We start from the raw sequence: 22,867 nt of genomic DNA on the forward strand, positions 1-22,867 counted from the left end.
GTTGCTGGTTCTGATCGGACACGTCGAGTGACGTCAGTGGCCGGGATGCTGGATGGGCACGACTACCGGACCAGTGGCATTGGCCGGCACCTTGCCTTCGGCTTCCATCTGCGAGGCGATGTCGTTGGCAATGGTGAGCAGCGTATCCACGATCTGGTCTTCCGGCACGGTCTTGATGACCTTGCCCTTGATGAAGATCTGGCCCTTGCCGTTGCCGGAGGCGACGCCAAGATCGGCTTCGCGAGCCTCACCGGGACCGTTGACGATGCAGCCCATGACGGCCACGCGAATCGGAGCGGTGATGTCTTTGAGCCCCTCGGTCACCGCGGAGGCCAGCTGGATCACATCCACTTGGGCGCGACCACAGCTCGGGCAGGAGATGATATCGAACTTGCGCGGACGCAATCCCATGTATTCCAGAAGCTTGCAGCCGACTTTGACCTCTTCGACAGGCGGCGCGGAGAGGGACACACGAATCGTATCGCCGATGCCTTCTGCCAGCAACGCGCCAAAAGCCAGGCAGGACTTGATGGTGCCCTGCCATGCCGGACCAGCCTCGGTAACGCCGAGGTGCAGCGGCCAGTCGCCTTTGGATGCGAGCAGCCGGTAGGTCTCCACCATGGTGATCACATCGTGGTGTTTGACTGAGATCTTGAAATCGTGGAAGCCGACGTCTTCGAACATATGGGCTTCCTTCAAGGCAGAGGCCACCAGCGCTTCCGGAGTCGGGCCGCCGTACTTGGCATACAGTTCCTTGTCGAGCGATCCGGCGTTCACACCAATGCGCAATGAGATGCCGGCATCGGTCGCCGCCTTGCAGATGGAGGGACCGACCTCGTCGAATTTGCGTATGTTGCCCGGGTTCACGCGGACGGCGGCACAACCGGCGTCAATGGCCTGGAACACGTACTTCGACTGGAAATGGATATCGGCAATCACCGGAATCGGCGACTTCTTGCAGATCTCCGGCAACGCGTCGGCATCATCCTGACTCGGCACGGCAACGCGGACGATATCGCAGCCGGCTGCGGTGAGCTCTGCGATTTGCTGCAGGGTGGCGCCCACGTTGGCGGTGAGTGTGTTGGTCATCGACTGCACGGAGATGGGCGCTCCCCCACCGACCGGCACAGGACCGACCATGATGCGACGGGACTTGCGCCTTGGGTGCAAGGGAGATTCGCTGGTGAGCGCAACCGGATCGCCGGTTTTACGGAACGGCTTTTCTACAGGATTCAAGCTCATGCCTTTCATATTCTTGGTCTTCCCGCAAAATCACAGGGAAGATACCGAGAAGAAACTGCTACTTGCTTATCAGAACATCCGCGCGTCTGCGGGCTTCAAGCTCCAGTTGGTTCATTTCCTCCACGTCGGTGAACAACGGGTTGCCGCGCAATTCGGCGTCCATCTCGTCCAACACCTCTTTGACCGTGTCCACAATGCCCAGATACGGCAGACGATGATCGAGGAAAGCATGCACGGCCTGTTCATTGGCGGCGTTGAGCACCGCCGTATGCTTTTCGGACGCGGCCAGGCAATGGCGGGCCAATTGCACGGCGGGGAATGCCTCGTTGTCCAGCGGCTCGAAGGTCCATGTGGCGGCCTTGGTCCAGTCACAGGCTGCGGCCACATGATCCATACGATCGGGGGCGGAAAGGCCTAATGCGATAGGCAGGCGCATATCCGGCGGCGAGGCCTGGCTGATGGTGGCACCGTCCATGAATTCAACCATGGAGTGGACGATGGATTGCGGATGAACCGTCACATCGATACGCTCCGGCGGAATATCGAACAGCCGGGAAGCCTCGATGACTTCAAGTCCTTTATTCATCAGGGTCGAGGAATTGATCGTCACCACAGGCCCCATGTTCCACGTGGGGTGATGCAAGGCTTGTTCAGGGGTGATGTGCTGCATATCCGCACGCTTCCAACCGCGGAACGGACCACCTGATGCGGTGACCACAAGTTTGGAAACTTCGGCATGCGTACCGGAACGCAGGGATTGCCAGATGGCGGAATGCTCGGAATCAACCGGATTGATCTGGTTGTCGCGAACCTGAGAGCCGAACAGCAGATGGCCGCCAGCCACCACGGACTCCTTGTTGGCCAAAGCCAGTTGGGAACCGGCCTGTAGCGCAGCGATGGATGGTTCAAGGCCGATTGATCCAGTGATGCCGTTCAATACAACGTCGGCTCCGGATGCGGCGAGTGCGATTACCGCTTCGGGGCCGCCGCTAACCTGTGTTTGTGGTGCACCGGCCTGAATCAGGGCTTCTTCCAGTGCCTTGACCTTGGACGCATCGAACACGGCTACCTGCGGCACGTGGAATTGCGCCGCCTGCTGGGCCAGGAGCTCGATATGTGCGCCGCCCGCCGCCAAACCGGTTACGGTAAAGCGTTCGGGGTGGCGCTTGATGACATCCAGTCCCTGGGTGCCGATGGAGCCTGTGGAACCAAGGAGTACGACATTACGATGGGAGACTTCGCTCACTGTTCCTTCTTCATATCGTCATCGTTCAAAGTGGGGAATGAAAGATCCGGGATTGATACGCCGAGGTCATCGTCCAGATTGGGGATGAGCGGGAAGAGATTGCCGGACTTGTTGGTTTCGGCATCTTTCTTCGGCTCGGCAGATTCATTTACCGGCTGAGGCTGTGTTTGCGGCTGTGCCACCGGCACGGGCTCTGGCTGCGGTGCCGCCGTTGCAGGCTGCTGCGGTTGCGTTTCCGGAACAGATGAAGGAGCGGGGTCTGTTGTATGCGCAGGCTTGTTTGCCGGAGCGAACGATGATGGCATGGCAGGTGAATCGTTGAGCTTCAGCGCGTTCGGCGTATCGAGATTTGGCATCTTGGGAGTGAATGACGAAACATCCACAGCCGGCAATTCTTGGGAAATTTCAGCCATATGAGCCAGTGCGGCCAAAGACGAATTGTTTTCCGTCACGTCCGCGATCGCTGGGATCGGAGCCTGAGCGGCTGCTGCGGTTCCACCATCGGATGCAGCAGGAACCGCAGCCGCAACCGGTGCCGCAGCGGTGGAAACCGGATGGATTGCAGGTTGGAATGATGGCAACGATTCAGGTTCCGGGGTCGGCTGGTACGCCGGAGCGTGTGGTGCAGCAGCCGTAGACTGTTCGGAGGCAGGCGTCGAAGCCACGGCTGCGGGAGCATATGACACGGGAGCAGGATTGACGGCAGCCGGGGCCTCCGCGACCTGTGAAGTAGCTGGAGCCGGGAACAGGTTCTGTTCCGCCTTGCGTAACGCATCAAAAGACTCACCAGTAGCGGCAGCAGCGGGAGCCACCTCGGCAGAACGCTCAACACCTGCCGCAATCAGCGGCGAGACCTCATCGGCGGCGGCAGGGGAAGCATTATCGGCCGGCGCGGTTTGTTCCGCCGAAGCGGGACCGTTGGTCACATAATCACTCACGCGTGCGTAGGATTCCAAACGGCTGAGCAGTTGGACGCATACATTGAGGAAGTAATCGACCTGACGCTCGTCATAGCCTTTCTTGCCTTTGCGCTGCGTGAAGATCACGTTATTCACCGAGCTGGCATTAAGGTCCGCCAAACCTTTCACATCGTCCTGAGTAACACCGTCGACGCCGAGTGCGGCCGCTGCCTTATCAACCACTTGATCGGCGATGCGATCCACTTGCTTCTTATCGTATGAGGGGTGTTTCGGCTCACCGGGCTTGAATCGTTCAAGTGGGGCGCGCTCCACATGTGAGGCAACTTCCTGATACAGCTTCTCGGTCTGGGCCTTCCATGCCACACGACCCTGCTGCGAGATTTCCCACGCGGTCTGCTTATCGACCACGGCACGCTCAAGGCGGTTCAACGTTGCATCGACTTGGCTAATCACATAACCGTTTTTGGCCAAATCAAAGGAAACAGATTGAATGTCCTGCTGGGTGAGATTGATGCCATCACTGTCGTACAAGGCATGCGCACGTTCCAGAAAAGCATCCACCTGCGCGGTATCGTATCCCAGCTTGCGCTTACCGGCATGCGCGATTCCTGCCTTGCCGTCCCCTTCACGAACTTCCTTCGCCATCGGTTAATCAACCTCCTGCTGGATGAAACACTCTGTTCACCACTTTACGTGACTGTTACGACTCAGTCTCTCCCGTTCGATGGAGTTTCACAGTTTATAGCGTTTGTTGGAGCAATCATGCCGATTACCGCATGACGCAGATACATTTTGGGCACATTTTGGGCACATTTTTCTGAAAACGGGTGAAAAACGGTGAAACCGGATGAAAATGAAAAAACCGCTCAACCCTACTCCAATAAGGCTTTGCGGCTTGTTTCCAACAATCTCGAACTGTGGGCAATGAGGGACTCGAACCCCCGACATCCACCGTGTAAAGGTGGCGCTCTAACCAACTGAGCTAATTGCCCGCGGGTGTCCACAATAGCGCATGACCGGCATAATCTGTCAACTTCCCCTGTTCGGGCGTGCCGCGCATCGCGTCTGGCTTGCGGACCTATGCGTTAAGAAAAAGTCAGCGGCCCTTGCCGAAGGCACGCAGGCGAATACCATTCCAATCCTTGCTGACGGTCAGCGGGGTGGCGGCATTCATGCCAGCGGTTTGGGCTGCGGACTGTACGGTGGAGGAGCTTGCAGCACCCGGACGGCCCGGCTTGGGGGTCAGCACCCACATCGGAGCATCGTCATCCAATACACCGCAGGCGTCGACGATGGTGTCGGACAATTCATCCTCATCATCACCATCGCGCCACCACAGAATGACTCCGTCCACGGCGGAGTTGTAGTCCTCGTCCACGAGGTCTTCGCCCGTGAGGTCCTCGATCTTGGCGCGGATGGAATCATCCACGTCGTCGTCCCAAAGCCACTCCTGGACGATGTCGCCAGGCTCAAACCCAAATTCTTCCGCGTTCTGTGATGCCGTTTGATTCACAGAGCACACATTAGCAAGTCTTAGCGAACAATCGCGTTAACTTTCATAAAAAATCTCGCTGATTGACCACCAAATGTGTCGCACACCGGTCACGCGGCACAGTGCGGCAACTGCTCGCCTTGCCCTTTGCCGATGGACACCAGAGCCTGATACGCCTCCTCAAGCGTGGCGACGCGCACATCGCGCAACCCTTGCGGCACATGACCGACCACCTCGCCGCAATTGCCTTCCGGAGCGAGGAACCATGTGGCGCCATCGCGCTTGGCGCCAAGCATCTTCAAGCGGATGCCGCCGATTTTGCCGACCTTGCCTTTAGCGTTGATGGTGCCGGTGCCGGCGATGGTCTTGCCACCGCTTTCCTTGGCCGGAGTCAGTTTGTCGATCAGTCCCAGCGTATACATCATGCCGGCGGAGGGGCCACCAATCTTATCGACGTGCATCTCCACGTTCGCGTTTTTGAGACTGCCGGCGTCGAGGCCGAGCTCACTCGCATGCTGCTCGACATATTGCAGCCCCACTTCGCTGGCTTTGCCCTGCGAACCGGACATGTCCTTATCGACCTTGCGCTGATACTCATCCGCCGTTTGCCCGATAGGCACCACAGCTTCACGCGGCATGACCTCCACATGGGGGTTCGCCCACCCCCACACCGCCTGCGCATTGATAATCGGATATCCAGGCACACCGGAAGCACTTACAGTGACCAACAGCAGCTTGCCTGAATCCTTATAGGTGGTGACTCCATCGCCGGAAACGACGATGACATCGCTGCCGTCTGCCTTTCCAAGCACGTCCTGGGTAGGTCCCGGCATCTCAATCACATACGGACTGGGCAGCAACAACACCACTACGCCCACTATCACAGCCAAAGCTCCCGCAAAATATCGCGGGGAGCGACCGGCAATATACTTCCTGAATCGTGCGAACATATCCAATAGTGTAGGCAAGGGGTGGAAGCCGCAGTCATTCGGCTTCATCGACATTATCGGCGCTTGGCCCGGGGCGAACGGGCGCGGGCACCGCCTACACTTGTGGTAATCACATCTTGGGGTACCCATACCGCGGTAAAGAAGGATACGCATGGACGAGAACGCGATTCACGAATGGTTGATCAAATGTTTCGGCCCGATTCAGGGTGAAATGGCATGGCAGCAGATCAGCCAATTGCCTGAAGAGATCCGCGAGCAATTGATGAGCCAGGATCCGAGCCGCTTGCCCGATCCCAACGAAGTACAGCAGATGATGGCAGCGTTCACCGCAGGCGGGCTCAATACCATGTCCGACATGCAGCGCACGGTCGAGGAAGGCCCGATCAATGTGAAGCTGGCCAAATCCATCGCCCTGCAGCAGGCCAATGCATCCGGATCTGATTCCAATGTCTCCGCTGTGGACGGCGAGGCGGCACGTCGTGCGATGAGCGAAGCGAATCTGTGGCTGGATACCGCCTGCGAATTCAATCCCGCTCCCGGTGAACCGGATGTGCTCACCCGCGCCGCTTGGGTGGAAGGAACCATCGACCAGTGGGCCAAGTTCGCCGCTCCGGTTGCCGAATCGATGAACGACGCCCTGGCTTCTGTGATTTCCGAACGACTCGGCGGCATGTTGGGCGACGGCGAGGGCGAGATCGCCGGTATGTTCGCCGGTCCGGTGCCGATTCCGATCCCCGATGGCATGAAGGATCCTGCGCAATTGATGAAGCTGCTGGGCAATACATCGTTCGCCATGCAGCTAGGCCACGCCGCCGGCAATCTCAGTCATGAGGTGCATGGCAGTTTCGACCAGGGAATTGCACTGCTCAAGAACCCTGCAGGCGGTCTGATCGCTCAGAATGCCACTGAATATGCCGCGATGTTAAACGGCAAGACTCCCAGCGACGCGCAATCCGCAGCTTCGGCTGATGACGCTTCCACCACAGCTTCCGGCAATCCGATTGGCTTTACTTCGGCTCAGACTCCTGCGATGACCACCGAGGATGCCAATGCGCAGGATGCCGAACTGAACGCGCAATTCGAGGCCGCGTTCGCCGACTTCAACACCACTGAGAAGATTCCCGAGTCCGAAGTGCTTTCCTTCCTGGCCCTGCAGGAGATGGCGCATGCTCGCCTGTACGCTTCCGTTCCGTGGCTGATGCCACGATTCGAGGCGCTGATCGGCAAGTATGCCCGCGGTATTTCGATTGATTTGGACGCGATGGAAGAGCAGTTGCGCGATGCCACCTCCATGGACCCTGAGTCGATTTCCGGCGCCGTGAACCTCACCAAGGTGGGCATTCCGGATACACCGGAGCAACGTGAGGCATTGGCTTCGCTGGAATCCCTACTGGCCATGGTGGAAGGCTGGGTGGATTGCGTGGTGTGGCGCGCAGGCATGGCGCATCTGCCGCATATCGAACAGCTTCGTGAGATGATGCGTCGCGAACGCGCCATGGGCGGTCCCGCCGAGCGCACATTCGAAAGTCTGCTCGGCCTGCAGCTGCGCCCGAAGCGCATGCGCGAAGCCGCCGGCTTGTGGGAGATGATCACGGCAGCGGAGGGCTCCGAAGGCCGTGACGCCAAATGGTCGCACCCCGATCTGCTGCCGACCCTGCCTTCGGATGCACCTGCCGATCCGCAGTCTTCCGGCACGGCGAACGGTGACGCCTCCACCGCTTCCGGAGACGCCCATTCCGGACATCCGGCGGCGGATGGCAAGACTTCCGATATTGACTGGGACGCCGAATTGTCGAAGCTGCTTGACGAAGGCGAAGACGGCGACGATGAAGGCAACACCGGAAACGACGCCCAATAATCGAACCGCATAATCCGCGGATTACAGGAACCGGGACGGCTGGCGCTGCTGGGCGCCATAGCCGTCCTTGGTTCTGGCGTATGAGACATGCAACGAATCCTGAGCACGTGTGACGCCCACATACATCAGGCGGCGCTCCTCTTCCAACGCATCACCTGCCCCCGGTGCACCATAGGGCAATAGGCCTTCGGAGCATCCAATGAGGAATACATGATTGAATTCCAGACCTTTGGATGCATGAATCGTGGAAATGGTCACGCCCGGATCGTCGGCGAATTCAACGCCATTGGCATTGAGCCCCATGGCCTCAAGCAATGCCCGCTTCGATGCGGCATCATCGGCAAGCGCGGACGATTGCCACCCGGCATCCCGACGCACTCGGAATTTCAATCCTGCTTGGCGCAGTGCGGCACCGAACACTGATTGTTGAGCGTTGATACGTGTCAGGATGGCGCATTCGGACGGTTTCACCCCCTGGCGTATCAGTCGTAGTATGCGTGCGGCCACTCCCTGCGCTTCCTCGAAATCGGTGTCATATACCGTTCTGCTGATTCGCGGCCCGGATGCCCGGGCGGAAACCAGTTTGAGATAGTCTTCACGGTTCGGTGACTTGGCGAGCACCTCATTGGCGAGCGACACCACTTCGGGTGTGGATCGATAATCGGTATTGAGATCGATATCTGCGGCGAGCGGACCGAATTCATCGGAGAATCGCAGCAGATCCCAGCTTGAGGCGCCGGCAAAGGAATAGATGGTCTGCGCCGGATCCCCCACTACGCATACATTGCGGTTCATCGCGGTTTTGCCGTCCGGGCCAGAACCGAGCCACAGCATCATCAGGCGGTGTTGCAACGGGGAAATGTCCTGGTATTCGTCCACGGTCAGCCAACCGATGGAGGAGCGTATCCGGGCGGCAGCTTCGGGGAAATCATCCATGATATGGCACACCAGAAGCAGGATGTCATCGAAATCGATTTCCCCGCGAGAGGTTTTTTCCTTCTCGTATTCGCCATAGATATCGGCGAATCGTTGAGGTTCCAATCCGGCTGGTGGCATATGGCGTGCGGATGCGCATACGCGGGCATAATCATCGAGTGACACAAGAGAGACTTTGGCCCAGTTGATTTCGGCGAGCACGTCACGGACCATCAATGGATCGATATCGCTGGAGGCTGTGACTCGTGTGATGGCGCGGGACACCACGTCACGCTGATCTTCAATCAAATGAGGGAAGGGAGCATCACACACGTCCATCCAAACGCCGTTGAGTTGGCGCAGCGCCGCGGAATGGAATGTGGCGGCGGTGACTGCCGCAGACGCAGCACCGTGGCCTATAGCGGTGGAGCCTCCTTCCCTCGCGCCACCGGCAAGCCCCAATTGCGCGAGTCGGGCACGCATTTCAGCCGCCGCCTTCACGGAGAAGGTCACGGCGAGCACACGTTCCGGCTTCCATGCCCCCGTGGCGCAGGCATAGGCGATGCGGCGGGTGACGGTACGTGTTTTGCCGGCGCCGGCACCGGCGATGATGCGCACCGGCCCGTTGAGCGTGGTGGCCGCGGCACGTTGACGTTCATCGAGGCCTTCAAGGATTTTTTGCGCCTGTTCCATGCCCTCCATTGTGGCACGCTGCCATGTGAGACGCGGCAACGTCCATTTCACGAACTTTTTGGCCCGCGCCACGCCCCTGAAGCACAAGACATGTATTAGTGTGGAAGGGTGATGAGACGAAGCAATTACATGTTGGCGGCATTGAGCTCGGCCGTTCTGCCGAATCTGGCCGTTGCCGGAGTGCGAGAGAGCACCCAGCAAAGCGCCACCGATCAGGCGAAAGGCATTGACCAGGCGGTTGTGCAGGATGCCTCCGGCAAACTGTATGACGTATACGCCACCGACACCAAGGAGGGCCGTGCCCGCCTGATTCGACGCGTGCAGGCGGCACAGACGCTGAATGCCGCTCGTGAGCCGGGTGGTCTTGGCTTCGGCTTGGATCATGTTATTGCGTTTGCGCCAGGCAATGTGCCGCAACCGGGTGCAAGTTCGACTGCACAGGCATTGGACCAGTCCCCCGCCGCCGCGACGAAGCCGAACCAAAAACCAAGTCCCACTGGTGAGACGACGGTGCTGATCGCCGCGCACAATGAGGGTCAGGTTCGTCCCCTTGACCTGCTCACGTTGGATGATTGCACTGCAGTGGGTACCGCATTGGGCGCGATCCACCGTCTTCCCACGGCTTTTCTCAAAGCCGCCAAATATCCCGTGTTCTCCACCGGGCAGATTCGCGCCCAACTCATCGCATGGATTCGCCGTCTGCGCTCGGCTGGCCACGTGCCGCAGGAGATCACGAATAGTTGGGCCCGTATCATCGAGACCGAAGGCTTATGGTCGTTCACCACTTGCACAGTGCATGGTGGTTTTTCCGATGGCGATCTGCTGTTCTCCGGGTCCACCATCACGGCAATCACCAATTGGCAGGATATGCAGGTCAATGATCCGGCACGTGATCTGGCATGGATTTTCGGCAAATTGGACGAGTCTCACCGCAATGCCGTGCTTTCCGCCTATGGCCGCATGATGGGTTCCCGTTTGGACGACCTCATTATGCTGCGCGCCAACCTCTGGCTGCAGATGGAGCAAGTGGGTGATTTCATTCAGGCTCTGAATCGTGCCGATAATGACCGTATCGTGCAGTTCAAGGCTCAGGTAGAACGCCTCGCACATCAGCTGGGTGTGATCAGCCATAAGTCAGCCACCACCGCTCCGCAATCGAGCGCTGCGGGTAAATCCGGCAGCAATCCGTCAACCATCACGGTCGGCACGCTACTCAATGATGACCAGCGGAAGACCTCTGCCGCGGCAGCTGCACCTCAGCAATCCGGCACTGCTGACAAGGGTAATGACGATACCAATGATCCGGACCGCACCGGTTCTGCGGACATCGTTGCCGCTGGCAGTGTGGATGTGACGCCGAAGCTCACCGCAGCGGCGGTCCGCGACGCCGCACAAGCCGCAGCACAGAACGATGACCAAACCGCCAACCGCCCGGTGACGGCCACAGGTTCCACCAAACCGCAGCCTGCAGGCACGGCAGCCCCAAGTTCCTCGTCCACCATCACGTTGAGGGAACTTATCGACCTGAACGAGCGTGAGAAGGCCTCTCGCAAGGCCATCAATGACGCGCTTGCCGAAAGCCAAAGCATGAAGGCCCATCCGCAGGAAACTGCCGTGGACACGGGCGATGATGACGATACGGGCGAGCATGAGCCACAGGCGTTCAACTCCGCGGAGACCACGGTGATTCCATTGCTTGAACGTGAGGAACGCGCACTGCGTGACGCTCGAGCCGGATTGAGCGGCTACGATCATGAAGGCAATACCATCACGAGTCAGCAGGTTTCCACGCCGCAGGCGTAACCTGTGCGCATGCGGCACAATAAATACGGCACAATAGAGCAGAGAACCATCTCATATATCAAGGAGCATTATGGATATCGAACTGGGCATCGAGAATGTGGCACGTCCGGTGAACTTCAGCACCGAACAGTCCGCCGATGAAGTAAGCAGCGCCATCGCACAGGCTGTTGCCGAAGGAACGACCATCGACCTGACCGACGACAAGGGCCGCCGCATCATCGTGCCGGCAAAGGCATTGGGCTACGCCATCATCGGCTCCGACACCAAGCATGCAGTGGGCTTCGGCGCACTGTGATCGGCATTACCCAAAACTACCGCTGATCGATTCCCTCTGGCCGATGGTCAGAGGGGATCATTGCATACATGGGCACATTGCTAACGTGTGGTGGCTCGTGCGATCACTTGGGAGGAACAGGTCAATAATTCCGGCTCGGTAATTTCCCCTCGGATACGGGCAAGAATACGATTCACGGCTGTCGGCGCCGTCCATTCCAGCCGGGAATCCATGGTGGTAAGCGGGATCTGCAGGTATGGGGCTTCTTCGATGTTGTCGAAACCAATCACCTGCACTTGTTCAGGCACGTCGTAACCCGATATGCGCAGTGCAGTCAACGCGCCGATGGCCAATTGATCGTTCAGTGCCACTACCCCATCGAATGGCACGTCTGAATCGATCAGCTGCTGGGTCACACGGGCACCGGCACCAATCGTCCAATCCTGATCGGTGGCACCAACCAATCGCGGGTCAATGGCCAATCCTCGACGATGTGCCTCTTCAATCACACCACGCAATCGCAATTGCGCATTGCCTTCCACTGATTGCAGCAACGCGGCCTCGTCATAGTCGCCACGAGCACCAATCACCGCCAATCTCTTCGACCCGTGATCATATAAGTAACCTGCCGCTTGGGCCGCGGCATTCACATCATCCGGGGTCACATGGTCGGCAATGCCCCATGTGGTGCGAGCGCCGACCACCACCAGCGGGAAGTCGACCTCCAAATCCTTTTTGCTGATGTTTTCCACCTCACTCATGGAGAGGATCATGCCATCAGACACAGTGGAATTGAATTTCTTCAGCAGATCCCGGGCGCCTTTGGCGGATCCTTCCGCATAGGTGGTCACGTATACGGAGTAATCATGCTGGCGTGCGGCATCGATGGTGCGATTGGCGAGCTCAGCTAAGTATGGCGGCGTGAGCGAAGGTACTGCGAGCGTAATGAATCCGGTATGGTTGCGGCTTAGGTTACGCGCGGCCACATTCACCTGATAGCCAAGTTCCTTGATAACCGCCTCGACTTTGGCCCTTGTTTCACTGCTCATGCGCCCGGAACCATTGATTACGTTCGAAGCGGTTTTGAGCGAGACACCGGCCGTCTGAGCCACATCGCGCAACGTTACGCGCCTTTTTGCCCCCGGATGTGCCTCGCTCACGTGAATCTCCTCACTATCCCATGCGCCGCTTCGATAACAGGGTCATTCTACCCGCTTGGTGATGAGTATGGAATTGCTCTGCAGTACATATTCGCCAGACACCGAACCGCTGCCGCATCGATAGGCGATAATGGGTTCACCATCAATGTTCGGCAGGGTTGCAGGTTGTTTGCCGCGGTTGAGATAGCAGTCGAATCCAGTGCCGTCCGCCGTCCGCCGAACAGTGTGCACAATTCGTGGGTCTCCTGTCTTGAACCCGAGGGCGCCAGCCAACAGGGCAATGCCTTGCCGATCCATATCGCAGCCGACATAGATGGCGGTGCCGGCGCCGTATGGATGGCTGGTGATGGCAGGCACTCCGTCAAGTTCCCAGTCGGCGGCTTCTGCGCCAACGTACGCGGCGATAACCGTTGCATCCGATGCCAGGGAGGTCACGTCGTTCTGCCAGAGCCTTGACACGTTTCCGTTGGTGAGCCGTATCTCATGGGACTCGCCTTCGGCTTCACGCCCAAGGATATTGAATTCCTCGCTACGAACGCCAAGCATATCGCGCAGGAGTCCTTGCCCGGCACCCGGGTACCCGCCGAGACCAACACGGAAGTTCTCGTCGATAATGCCCGTGGCATATCCGACGATCACGGTGCCGCCGGCCTGCGCGAAGTCCGCGATACGTTGGGCGTCCTGATCGAACAGAATCAACATGGTGGGCAGGATGATGGTCCGATAGCCGCTCCAATCGTAGGCGAGCGGCACCACATCGGCACGATGACCTGCGTCCAGAAGCCCCCGGTACCAGTCGCGCACATCATGCCAATGGCCGAGTTGCATGCTGGGCAGCGTCTGGCTGCGCGTGGCCCATTCGGATTCGGCGCTGAACAGAATGGCCGTGTCTGCATGTTCCAGTTCGGCGCCTTGCAGCCCTGCCTCGGAGAGTGTGTGCAACGCCTCACCGAGCTCGCATACGCCGCGAAAGATCTTGGAATCTTCGCCGGCGTGCGGCACCATGGCCGAGTGGAACGCTTCGGCGCCTGAGGAGGATTGCCGCCATTGGAAGAAGTTGATGGCGTCGGCCCCCATGGCCACATGTGCCAAAGCGTCGCGCATGAGCTCGCCGTGGCGTTTGCGCGTGTTCAGCGGCTTCCACTGGACCGCGGACGTGGAGTGCTCCATCACGTACCAGGGTTTGCCCAGGGACAATGAGTCCATGAGCGCGTCCGAGCATAAGAGCTCGTCCAGATGGGATTCGCCCTCGTGGAAGTAGTGGTCGTTGGACACGAAGTCCACTTCGTTTGCCCACTTGGCGTAGTCCATGCAGCACTGGTCGGTGGAGACCATGAAGTTCGTGGTGAATGGCTTATCCGGGCAGATCTCGGCGATGGCGTCACGCTCGGCCTTGTAGAAGTCGAGCAGCATATCATTGCCGAACCGTTCATAGTCGAGCTGTTGGGCGGGGTTCACCATCGCATCGCCGCCCATGTGACGTGGCAGCAACACTTCGCTGAAATCATTGACATGCTGGGACCAGAAGGCGGTGCCCCATGCCGCGTTTAGTGCCTCGATGTCGCCGTATTTGGCTTCGCACCATACGCGGAAGGCATTGAGGGCGTTGTCCGAGTAGTCGTACCGGTTGTTCCAGCCGTATTCGTTGCCCATGTGCCAAGCGGTCACATACGGGTTGTTCTTGTAGTGTTCGGCGAGCTTGCGGCATAGGGTGAGCGCGTACTCCTTGAACACCGGACTCGTGGGCTGCCAGGATTGGCGGGAACCGGGGTTCACGGTATGGCCATATTTGTCTTGAGGCAGTACTTCCGGATGCTTAGCATACAGCCACATCGGAGCGGAAGCCGTGGCGGATGCAAGATCGACGGCGATGCCGGCTTCGCCCAGCTTGCCGATAATCTGGTCGAGCCAATCGAACGTGAATTCGCCTTCACGCGGCTCGATCTTGTCCCAGCTGAAGATGGCGAGGGCCACAGTGTTGACATGTGCTTTATGCATCAGGCGGATGTCTTCATCCACCATGTCGTCTGACCATTGATCGGGATTGTAGTCGCCACCGAATGCGATGCCTCGACCGTCGCTCGTCAACAATGCCGGCCATGTAAACGATCTGCGTGCTGCCATGATGTTTCCTTGAATGGTATTGGTATTGGCTCCCTTGTGGGTCATGAGCCCGTTGAAGGGAGCCAGAGTTTTGGGATTATTCCTTGACGGCTCCTGCGGCGAGGCCCGACTGCCAGTACTTCTGCAGGCACAGGAAGGAAATAACCAGCGGGATGATCGTGATCAACGAGCCCGTGATCACCAGGTTCTGGATGGCCTGGCCGCCGGCCGTCGAGGCCTGGTCCTTCCACTGGTTCAGACCGATGGTCAGCGGATACCAGTTGGAATCCTTCAGCATGATCAACGGCAGGAAGTAGTTGTTCCACGTCGCCACGATGGCGAACAATGCGGTGGTCACAATGCCAGGAGCCAAGAGAGGCAGGGAAATCTGGAAGAATGTGCGGAATTCTCCCGCGCCGTCCACGCGGGCAGCTTCCAACAGTTCATCAGGTACAGCCTGATCGGAGAAGATCCACATGAGGTACAAGCCGAACGTGGATACCAAGCTGGGGATAATCATCGACCATGGGGTGTTGGTGAGGTTCAGCTTGGCGAACAGCAGGAACTGCGGCACAGCCAGCGCGATGCCCGGCACCGATATGGCACCGATGATGATGGCGAAGCATAGGTTGCGGCCGGGGAAGCGGAATTTCGCCAGCGCGTAGCCACCCATGATGGCGAGCAGCGTCGCGCCGCCGGCGCCCACCACCACGTAGAGTATGGTGTTGATGAACCAGCGGCCGAAGATGCCGTCCTGGTAGGTGAAGACCGTCACGATGTTGTCCCACAAGGCGAAGGTCTTGCCAAAGCCCATGCCGAACGTACTGGTGAAGTCGGCCTGGGTCTTGGTGGCGTTGATCGCCAGATAGGCGAACGGGAACAGGCAGTAGATGGCGAAAATCGCGCAGACGACGGTCAGGCCAATGGAGCGGGTCGGGTTGGCCGGATTGGAGAATCCGTTCTTGGCCGCACGCTTACGTTCTGCTTTTTCGTCGGCGGCGATGCGCTTCTGACGAGCTTTTTCGGCGGCCTTGGCTGCTTTTTCCTGAGCCTTGAGCTCAGCCTCGGTGAGGCGTCCGTTCGAAGTCATAGTTGCAGTGCTCATGGTTACTTCATCTGCTCCTTCATGCTCTTCAGCTGCACAATGTAGGCGATGGCCATGGTGATGATTGCCATGACGATGGCCAGGGCCGCGGCGTAGTTGCTTTGGTTACCGGAGAAGCTCAGGTTGTAGGCGTACATGTTCGGCGTGTAGTACGTGGTGATCGCATTACCGGGGACCATATTTTGCAGGATGCTTGGCTCGTTGAACAGCTGGAAGCTGCCGATAATGGAGAAAATCACCGTGATCGCCAGGGAGCCCTTCAACTCCGGCAGCTTGATGGACTTGACAATCTGCCATTCGGAAGCACCGTCAATGGAAGCCGCCTCATACAGGGAATGCGGAATCGTGGACAGCGAGCTGTAGAAGATCAGCATGTTGTAGCCGGTGAACTCCCACGTGTTGATGTTCGCGATGGCGGCAAGCAGTACATCTGGGCTAAGTACATCAATATGGGTGCCGAAGAAGCTATTGAAGGAGCCGACCAGGCCGTACTTGGCGCCGTATACGAAGCCCCAGATCAACGTGGAGACCACGGCCGGCACAGCGTACGGCAGGAATGTGGAGATGCGGAAGAACTTCGTACCGTGCAGCTTCATGGAGTCCAGCGCCAATGCCATCGCCGCCGCGAGGAAGAGCATGACCGGCACCTGGAAGATGGTGAAGATAGCCACGCGGCCTACAGAGCTCCAGAACTGGGTGTCACTCAGCAGACGGGAGTAATTCTCAAGTCCTACGAATTTGGTGCCACCGATCATCTGCTTCTTGAAGAAGCTGATGTAGATGGCGTAGCAAATCGGAATGATGAACACGAAGATGAACACCACGGCGAATGGCCACATGAATTTCCAACCACGCCAGTCGGCCTTATGCTTGTTGATTCGAGCCTCAGGCGTGTGCAGCCCCGCCATTTCCGGGCTCACACCTACTGTTTGTGACATTTCTTTTCCTTTTCCATCAACGTCCGGGCATAAAAAGAGCGGGGATACTGGGGAGCATCCCCGCTCCTGGTCACCCGGATCACGCCGGCTGAATCTTACTTGACGGTGACGGTGTAGCCCTGCTGCTCGCCCTGCTCGGCCAGTTTCTTGCCGTAGTTCTCGAGCGCCTGTTCCAAGGTGATTTCGCCAGTGTAGGCCTTGGAGACCTCGTCACCGTAAGAGGACTGGGCGAACGGGTTGTACGGCAGGTACTGGAACTTTTCGGTCGGGCGCTGTGCCGCTTCGGAGAGCACCTCGTTCACGTTCTGGCCACCGAAGTAGTCGTTGGTCTTCTTGTTGGCTTCAGTGGTTGGATCGGTGAAGGAGTCGGAGGTGAGGATCTTCTTCAGGGACGGGAAGGTACCGGTATCGGCCATGACCTGGGCACCATCACCGTGGGTCATGTATTCGATGAACTTGTAGGCTGCGGCCTGGTTCTTGGAGAGCTTGACCACGGCGAGTGCGGAGCCGCCGTCTTCAGCGGAGACCTCCTGGCCTTCCTCCCACTGCGGCAGTTGGGCGACGCGCCAGTTGCCGGCCTGGTCAGGGGCGCCGGTCATCAGGTTGATCGGCATCCAGGCGCCGATGGTCAGGGATGCGATGGTACCGTCGTTGAGTTCGCGGTTCCAATCGTCGGACCAGTTCGGGGTCTTGGTGTCTACAAGGTCTTCGTCGATGAGCTTCTGGACGAACTTGATGTAGCGCTGCATGCCTTCGTCCTTGGTCATGTTGATGGTGATCTTCTCGCCATCGACCTTCCAAGGCTGGGCGCCGGCCTGCCAGATCTGTGCGGTGAACGGCTGGTAGTCGTTGGAGGTGCCGGCCAGGTTGGTGATGTAGGAACCGGTGGCGCGAATCTTCTTGGCTGCCTCGTAGTAGTCGTCCCAGGTCTTGATGGATTCGCCGTCCACTCCGGCCTTGTCGAACACGGCCTTGTTGTAGAAGAACATTTCCGGGCCGGAATCAATCGGCAGTGCGTATGGCTTGCTGTTGTATTGGAGTTTGTTCCACGGGCCAGCTGCGAAGTCATCGGCGAGTTTGTCGGCACCGAATTCGCTCAGATCCACAAGACCGTCGGTGACGGCGAATTGAGTGACGGTCGGGTCTTCGAGCATCACGACGTCCGGAGCGCCATTGCCGGCTGCGATGGCGTTGGAAAGCGCAGTGGAGGTCTTCTCGGCGGTACCGGTGTTGTTGAACTTCACGGTGATGCCGGGGTTGGCCTTTTCGAACTTGGCGATGATGTCCTTCATCGAATTGCCGGAATCCCAGCCCCAGAACACCAGTTCGGCCTTATCGGCGTCGCCCTTGTTGGCGTTGCCGTCACCGCTTCCGTTGCCGCAGGCCGCAAGGCCGACGAGAGTGGCGATTGCCGCTGTTGCCGCGATGGCCTTCTTGACGTTACGCATGATGTGTCTCCTCCTACCCCATTGTTCGGGATGCTTCCTTGGTACACCTATGTACCAATACCCATGATGATACACCTGTGTACCAAAATGTCAAACCGAGCGACACGCAGTAAATTTCCGCACATTATTCAGCAGGATATGAATCATATCCCGCGATTCACATCGAGATCTATCGATACAACGGCAGCACACCGCGGCGCACTATTTCCGCCACGGTCGCCTCATCGGTGAGGTTCTCCCCCAACAGATTCGGCTTGCCTTTACCATGCCAGTCCGAACCACCGGTCACCAGTAGATGGAAACGCCGGCAAAGCCCCAGCAACCGTTCACGCTGTTCCGGCGGATTGCCACGATGCCACACTTCCAAGCCATCCAAGCCTTCATCCGCCAGCGCGGCGATCTGCTCATCGGACAGCAACCGGCGATTGCGACTCAAATCCGCGGCGTGCGCCACCAGAATCACGCCTCCGGCCTCTTTGATGGCAGCCACCACTTCATGCGTGGTGGGAGAAGGAGTCGGAATATAGTACTTAGATGAGGCATTGACCGCATCGGCGAATGCCTCGGACCGATTCCGGTATACGCCGGCGCTCACCAGGGCATCGGCGATATGCGGCCGCCCGATCGTGGTTTTCCCGCCCTCCTTGACCTGGGCCAACACCGACTCCCAGGAAATCGGATAATCATGAGACATCAGTTCAACCATCCGCTGCGTGCGGCGCAATCGGGCGGCTCTGGTCGAAGCGAACAAGTCGACGATGTGAGGGCTTTCAGGATCGTACTGGAATCCAAGCATATGCACCGAAACACCCTGGTCCGTGGCAGTGATCTCCGTGCCGCGCAGCAACGGCAATCCCACCGCGCGAGCCCCGGCCTCGGCGTCCGACCAACCGGCCGTGGTGTCATGATCGGAAATGGCAACGCCTTTCAGCCCCTGCGCCTTGCATTGCTGAGCCAAAGCGGCAGGAGTCTCCGTACCATCGGAGAACACGGTGTGGCAATGGATGTCCCACCCGGTTTTCGGCGGGGCCACAGGCATCTCATATCCAGTCATACGTTCCATCGTAACCTCATGCCCAGCATGCCTACGCCATAACCACATTCGAATATTGCGCTAACGGCTTGAGGCACCATGCTCGGCCAATTCTCCGGCCGGGGGCACGGCTATGGTGGAACACAATTGAACGTTAGGGGGAATCATGACTCGTAATGCCACAAACGACCAAGACCAAGCAGCTGCAGCGAACAGCGGCACCACGTCCGCGCCACTTACCGGCTGGCGTCATAGTGCCACGTGGACGTATCTGATCATGCTGCTTGCCTCTGTGGTGGCGCTCGGCACGTCGTTCATCCTGTCGGCGGAAACCTTGCAGTTGGCCCGCCATCCCGATGCGCAGCTCGGCTGCGATGTGAATTCCGTGATTTCCTGCACCACTGTGGCACAATCCTGGCAGGCTGAGATCATAAAATTCGGTGGGTTGAGCTACCCGAACGCATTCTTCGGCATCGCCGCGGAATCAGTGTTCGTGACCATTGCAGTGATTGGCCTGACCCGCGTACGGGTACCACGTTGGTTCGCCGCCTGCACCTGGTTCGGCGGTCTGGCGGCACTCGCCTATTCATACTGGCTGAGCACGCAGTCCTTGTTCGTGATTCATGCATTGTGCCCATGGTGCCTGACGCTGATGTTCTCCACCACCATCCAGTTCATGGCGCTGAGCCATGCCACCGTGGCGGTGCAGGCGCTGCCCAGTAGCAAGGCAACCGGTGAGATTCCGGCGGGACTTAACAAGTACTATCGTCTCAATTTCGATTTGATGATTGATGTGCTGTGGATTGTGGCCATTGTGGCACTGATTTTCGTCACCGAAGGTGCCGCGCTGTTCGCCGCATGATCGCAGCAAACCAATATTGAATCGATAACCATATCGACATATGCCAAGGGCTCCCTTCGTTGGAAGGGAGCCCTTCATCTGTGCGCTGTTTCTCGCCGGCTACAACAGCGTGATATCAGCCACGAGCGTGGCGGCACCAGTGAGTTTCACATCCTCATCGGTCACATCCACACGCAGCGTGCCACCGCGCACGGTGATGTCCCAATGGCTGATGCCGGTCTTGGCCCGCAGCACGATGCCCGTGGCGCATAGGCCGGTGCCGCAAGACAGCGTTTCGCCACAGCCGCGCTCATTGACGCGCATGGTAGCTTCGCCGGTGCCAGCGGCCTCGTCGATATCGTCGACGCGCACGAATTCCACGTTTTGATCGGATTCGATTTCCGGGCTCACCACCGGCTTGGTCACCAAATCGAGGTCTTCCACCACCGGCAGGGAAGCGAATGCGTCTTCGATTACCGCCACCACATGAGGGTTGCCCATGTCGATGAACGTACCGCGAGCGGAGCCGGCAGTGCCGGGAATGGTCACTTCATAGGCATCCAGTTCACCAATCTTCCATGCGCCCATCTCCACCTGGAACACGTCAGCGCCATACGGCTTCATATTGCCGCGCGGGGTGAGGATCTTCACACCGGCACGCGTACCCAAACGGAACGGCTCGGTGGAATCCGCCACACCTTCACGCTGAGCGAACAGGGTGATGGCGCGCGTACCATTGCCGCACATCTCCGCCAACGATCCATCGGCATTGCGGTAGTCCATGAACCAGCGTGCGCCGCCGGCCAGCATCTGCGCGATCTGGTCATCACTTAAATCAGAAACGAAATCAGGGCGGGTCAGGCGAATCAGGCCGTCAGCGCCGATGCCGAAATGCCGATCGCACAGGAACCTCACCTCATCCGCGGTGGGCTCATATTGGCCGGAACGGTCTAAATAGACGACGAAATCGTTGCCGGTACCGTGTGCTTTGGTTACTTGTTTCGGAAGGCTCATGCCTTGTAAGAGTACTCTAGTAATCGACACAACAACAGGGAGGAATCAGGCATGAGTTCAACTGCGCCGATCGGCGTGTTCGATTCTGGTCTTGGCGGCATCTCCGTGGCCCGGCAAATCGCCAGGGATCTGCCAGCCGAGCACGTGTTGTACTTCGGCGATTCCGCCAATGCCCCGTATGGCATCAAGACGCCTGAGCAGGTCAAGTCGCTAAGCTTTGCGATTGTCGAACGCTTTGTCGATCAAGGTGCCAAAGCAGTGGTAATCGCTTGTAATACCGCCACTTCCGCGGCTGTGAACGACTTGCGCGAACACTATGACATTCCGATCATCGGTATGGAGCCAGCCCTGAAAGTGGCATGCGATCGCGGCGATGTGCCATCCGATCCGCATCATATTCCGCAACGGGTGATTGTGGCAGCCACTCCCCTGACCCTGCGTGAACGGAAATTCGCGAAATTGATGGAGCGCTTCGACTCGGATAATGAGATTTACAAGGAGCCATGCCCTGATTTGGTGGAAATCGTGGAATCCGGTCAGCTTGGCAATCATCAGTTGGTGATGGATACGCTGCATCGCTATTTTGATCAATATGATTTGAACCGCATTGACTCTGTGGTGCTGGGCTGCACGCATTTCGTGTTCTATCGTGATTACTTCCGCGAGCTATTGCCCGAACGTGCGGCCATCATCGACGGCAATGAGGGCACGGTACGGCATTTGCGTGTGGTGCTGGAATCTTTGGGCAAATTGGCACCGGAAGGCGCAACCGGCAGCGTGGAGCTTTCCAATTCCGACCCCTCCGAGCGCATTGCCACGCTTTCCCACGAATTGCTGAATCGTTAAGAGAAGTTACTACAGAAGGATTCTTATGGTATACAAAACTGCAATGATTGATGTGGGTGGCGGATTCCGAGCGATTTTTGGCTGCGGTGTGATGGATCGCATGCTTGAGGACGGCATAGACGTGGATATGTGCTATGGCGTTTCCGCCGGTGCAGCCAACATGACCTCATTCATCGCCCGCCAGCATGGCCGCAATCATACGTTCTACACGAAGTATGCGTTCCGCAAGGAATACGCCAGCGCGGAAAGCTTCTTCAAGAACCACAACTTCGCCAATTTGGATTACATCTACGGCACGTTGAGCAATCATGACGGCGAGTATCCGGTGGATTTCGAAGCATTCGAGGCCAATCCCACCGGATTCACCGTAATAGCCTGCAATGCCGAGGACGGCTCGGCGAAGTACTTCGATAAGTCCCGCATCCGTTTTGACGATTTCGATATCGTCAAGGCCTCGTCTGCCGTTCCGGTTGCATGCGAACCATATATGGTGGATGGCGTGCCGTACTTTGATGGCGGCATCGCCGACCCGGTACCGGTGCAGAAGGCATTGGACGACGGCTACGAGCGCGTGATCCTGATCCTTTCCCGCTTGCGCGATGAGGTTCGTCAACAGCGCAAGGATTTGCCACCGGCCCGCATTCTTGAACGTTCGTACCCGGCTGCAGCCGAGCGCTTACGTGAACGTTATAAGACCTATAACGATGAGATCGAACTTGCCAAGCGGTATGAAGAAGAGGGCAAGGTTTTGATTCTTGCTCCCGAAGATCTCTATGGCCTTAATACCCTGAAAAAGAACTTCGAGGGCCTGGAGATGATGTATCGCAAGGGATACGCCGCCGCCGAGGCTATCCCGAAATTCCTCAACAAATAGAAGAAACTTTCCATCCTGACTGTAGGTTTTTGAACTTTGACTGTAGGTTTTTAAACGAATTACGTTCGATATCCTACAGTCAGTGTTCAATACCCTACAGTTAAAGTTTAAA

Annotated in this window: 19 protein-coding genes and 1 tRNA gene; 6 read left to right on the plus strand and 14 right to left on the minus strand. The window is 58.0% G+C overall.

From position 1 onward, the window contains the following. Positions 1–33 precede the first annotated feature (33 nt). The 6 genes from ispG to CSQ86_RS06560 all read right to left on the minus strand — a co-directional run bounded on the left by ispG (position 34) and on the right by CSQ86_RS06560 (position 5,850). Positions 34–1,242: a flavodoxin-dependent (E)-4-hydroxy-3-methylbut-2-enyl-diphosphate synthase gene (ispG, locus tag CSQ86_RS06535; RefSeq protein ID WP_100494320.1), complete on the minus strand. Its 1,209-nt coding sequence runs from the start codon at positions 1,240–1,242 to the stop codon at positions 34–36. Positions 1,243–1,300: 58 nt separating this feature from the next. Then, entirely contained in the window at positions 1,301–2,488 is a 1,188-nt protein-coding gene (gene dxr, locus CSQ86_RS06540; RefSeq protein WP_100494321.1) for a 1-deoxy-D-xylulose-5-phosphate reductoisomerase, read from the minus strand. Continuing rightward, complete coding sequence (locus tag CSQ86_RS06545; protein ID WP_100494322.1) at positions 2,485–4,053, minus strand: DivIVA domain-containing protein; 1,569 nt, start codon at positions 4,051–4,053, stop codon at positions 2,485–2,487. Before CSQ86_RS06545 ends, dxr begins: the two co-directional genes overlap by 4 nt. Before the next feature lie 273 nt (positions 4,054–4,326). Then, a tRNA-Val gene (locus CSQ86_RS06550) sits at positions 4,327–4,400 on the minus strand. Positions 4,401–4,504: 104 nt separating this feature from the next. Further along, positions 4,505–4,921 (minus strand): DUF3052 domain-containing protein, encoded by a 417-nt coding sequence (locus CSQ86_RS06555; protein ID WP_100494323.1) that lies wholly within the window; start codon positions 4,919–4,921, stop codon positions 4,505–4,507. Positions 4,922–5,010: 89 nt separating this feature from the next. Continuing rightward, entirely contained in the window at positions 5,011–5,850 is an 840-nt protein-coding gene (locus tag CSQ86_RS06560; protein WP_243387687.1) for a S16 family serine protease, read from the minus strand. A gap of 151 nt (positions 5,851–6,001) precedes the next feature. Here CSQ86_RS06560 and CSQ86_RS06565 point away from each other — a divergent pair, with 151 nt between their 5' ends. Continuing rightward, complete coding sequence (locus CSQ86_RS06565) at positions 6,002–7,708, plus strand: zinc-dependent metalloprotease (protein WP_100494324.1); 1,707 nt, start codon at positions 6,002–6,004, stop codon at positions 7,706–7,708. 21 nt (positions 7,709–7,729) lie between these two features. Here CSQ86_RS06565 and CSQ86_RS06570 read toward each other — a convergent pair whose 3' ends face one another. Continuing rightward, positions 7,730–9,316, minus strand: coding sequence for an ATP-dependent helicase (locus tag CSQ86_RS06570; RefSeq protein WP_100494325.1), 1,587 nt, complete (start codon positions 9,314–9,316; stop codon positions 7,730–7,732). A 111-nt stretch (positions 9,317–9,427) separates the two neighbouring features. On the opposite strand from CSQ86_RS06570, the gene CSQ86_RS06575 reads away from it, so the two are divergent. Together CSQ86_RS06575 and CSQ86_RS06580 are read left to right on the plus strand one after the other, a co-directional pair. Next, positions 9,428–11,119 carry a phosphotransferase gene (locus tag CSQ86_RS06575; RefSeq protein WP_100494326.1) on the plus strand — a complete coding sequence of 564 codons (1,692 nt, stop codon included), beginning with the start codon at positions 9,428–9,430 and terminating at the stop codon, positions 11,117–11,119. A gap of 70 nt (positions 11,120–11,189) precedes the next feature. Then, positions 11,190–11,414, plus strand: a complete 225-nt coding sequence (locus CSQ86_RS06580) for a DUF3107 domain-containing protein (protein WP_100494327.1) — start codon at positions 11,190–11,192, stop codon at positions 11,412–11,414. An 80-nt stretch (positions 11,415–11,494) separates the two neighbouring features. Here CSQ86_RS06580 and CSQ86_RS06585 read toward each other — a convergent pair whose 3' ends face one another. The 6 genes from CSQ86_RS06585 to CSQ86_RS06610 form a co-directional block, all read right to left on the minus strand. Then, positions 11,495–12,553 (minus strand): LacI family DNA-binding transcriptional regulator, encoded by a 1,059-nt coding sequence (locus tag CSQ86_RS06585; protein WP_100494328.1) that lies wholly within the window; start codon positions 12,551–12,553, stop codon positions 11,495–11,497. Positions 12,554–12,595: 42 nt separating this feature from the next. Next, positions 12,596–14,677: a beta-galactosidase gene (locus tag CSQ86_RS06590; protein ID WP_100494540.1), complete on the minus strand. Its 2,082-nt coding sequence runs from the start codon at positions 14,675–14,677 to the stop codon at positions 12,596–12,598. Positions 14,678–14,753: 76 nt separating this feature from the next. Next, a complete protein-coding gene (locus tag CSQ86_RS06595) occupies positions 14,754–15,761 on the minus strand; it encodes a carbohydrate ABC transporter permease (RefSeq protein ID WP_100494329.1) in 1,008 nt (335 codons plus the stop codon). A gap of 2 nt (positions 15,762–15,763) precedes the next feature. Next, the gene (locus CSQ86_RS06600) at positions 15,764–16,699 is read right to left on the minus strand and encodes a carbohydrate ABC transporter permease (protein ID WP_100494330.1); all 936 of its coding nucleotides are present in this window, start codon (positions 16,697–16,699) and stop codon (positions 15,764–15,766) included. A gap of 95 nt (positions 16,700–16,794) precedes the next feature. Further along, entirely contained in the window at positions 16,795–18,147 is a 1,353-nt protein-coding gene (locus CSQ86_RS06605) for an ABC transporter substrate-binding protein (protein WP_100494331.1), read from the minus strand. Between the two features lie 169 nt (positions 18,148–18,316). Next, positions 18,317–19,210 carry a PHP domain-containing protein gene (locus tag CSQ86_RS06610; protein ID WP_100494332.1) on the minus strand — a complete coding sequence of 298 codons (894 nt, stop codon included), beginning with the start codon at positions 19,208–19,210 and terminating at the stop codon, positions 18,317–18,319. A 136-nt stretch (positions 19,211–19,346) separates the two neighbouring features. Here CSQ86_RS06610 and CSQ86_RS06615 point away from each other — a divergent pair, with 136 nt between their 5' ends. Then, positions 19,347–20,042, plus strand: a complete 696-nt coding sequence (locus tag CSQ86_RS06615; protein WP_100494333.1) for a vitamin K epoxide reductase family protein — start codon at positions 19,347–19,349, stop codon at positions 20,040–20,042. Between the two features lie 99 nt (positions 20,043–20,141). Here the strand turns inward: CSQ86_RS06615 and dapF are convergent, their stop codons facing one another. Beyond that, positions 20,142–21,035, minus strand: a complete 894-nt coding sequence (gene dapF / locus CSQ86_RS06620) for a diaminopimelate epimerase (RefSeq protein WP_100494334.1) — start codon at positions 21,033–21,035, stop codon at positions 20,142–20,144. Positions 21,036–21,086: 51 nt separating this feature from the next. On the opposite strand from dapF, the gene murI reads away from it, so the two are divergent. Continuing rightward, positions 21,087–21,881 (plus strand): glutamate racemase, encoded by a 795-nt coding sequence (gene murI / locus CSQ86_RS06625; protein ID WP_100494335.1) that lies wholly within the window; start codon positions 21,087–21,089, stop codon positions 21,879–21,881. A gap of 25 nt (positions 21,882–21,906) precedes the next feature. After that, positions 21,907–22,755, plus strand: a complete 849-nt coding sequence (locus tag CSQ86_RS06630; protein ID WP_165773778.1) for a patatin-like phospholipase family protein — start codon at positions 21,907–21,909, stop codon at positions 22,753–22,755. Positions 22,756–22,867: the final 112 nt, after the last annotated feature.

It is taken from the genome of Bifidobacterium felsineum (genome assembly GCF_002802915.1).
Lineage (GTDB): Bacteria > Actinomycetota > Actinomycetes > Actinomycetales > Bifidobacteriaceae > Bifidobacterium > Bifidobacterium felsineum.

Coding starts and splice junctions, on each gene's coding strand:
- CSQ86_RS06590 (WP_100494540.1), bottom strand. CDS start 14,677: ATGGCAGCACGCAGATCGTTTACATGGCCGGCATTGTTGACGAGCGAC.
- CSQ86_RS06595 (WP_100494329.1), bottom strand. CDS start 15,761: ATGAGCACTGCAACTATGACTTCGAACGGACGCCTCACCGAGGCTGAG.
- CSQ86_RS06600 (WP_100494330.1), bottom strand. CDS start 16,699: ATGTCACAAACAGTAGGTGTGAGCCCGGAAATGGCGGGGCTGCACACG.
- CSQ86_RS06560 (WP_243387687.1), bottom strand. CDS start 5,850: ATGTTCGCACGATTCAGGAAGTATATTGCCGGTCGCTCCCCGCGATAT.
- CSQ86_RS06545 (WP_100494322.1), bottom strand. CDS start 4,053: ATGGCGAAGGAAGTTCGTGAAGGGGACGGCAAGGCAGGAATCGCGCAT.
- CSQ86_RS06565 (WP_100494324.1), top strand. CDS start 6,002: ATGGACGAGAACGCGATTCACGAATGGTTGATCAAATGTTTCGGCCCG.
- CSQ86_RS06610 (WP_100494332.1), bottom strand. CDS start 19,210: ATGGAACGTATGACTGGATATGAGATGCCTGTGGCCCCGCCGAAAACC.
- CSQ86_RS06570 (WP_100494325.1), bottom strand. CDS start 9,316: ATGGAACAGGCGCAAAAAATCCTTGAAGGCCTCGATGAACGTCAACGT.
- CSQ86_RS06575 (WP_100494326.1), top strand. CDS start 9,428: ATGAGACGAAGCAATTACATGTTGGCGGCATTGAGCTCGGCCGTTCTG.
- CSQ86_RS06630 (WP_165773778.1), top strand. CDS start 21,907: ATGGTATACAAAACTGCAATGATTGATGTGGGTGGCGGATTCCGAGCG.
- CSQ86_RS06580 (WP_100494327.1), top strand. CDS start 11,190: ATGGATATCGAACTGGGCATCGAGAATGTGGCACGTCCGGTGAACTTC.
- CSQ86_RS06615 (WP_100494333.1), top strand. CDS start 19,347: ATGACTCGTAATGCCACAAACGACCAAGACCAAGCAGCTGCAGCGAAC.
- murI (WP_100494335.1), top strand. CDS start 21,087: ATGAGTTCAACTGCGCCGATCGGCGTGTTCGATTCTGGTCTTGGCGGC.
- CSQ86_RS06605 (WP_100494331.1), bottom strand. CDS start 18,147: ATGCGTAACGTCAAGAAGGCCATCGCGGCAACAGCGGCAATCGCCACT.
- dapF (WP_100494334.1), bottom strand. CDS start 21,035: ATGAGCCTTCCGAAACAAGTAACCAAAGCACACGGTACCGGCAACGAT.
- ispG (WP_100494320.1), bottom strand. CDS start 1,242: ATGAGCTTGAATCCTGTAGAAAAGCCGTTCCGTAAAACCGGCGATCCG.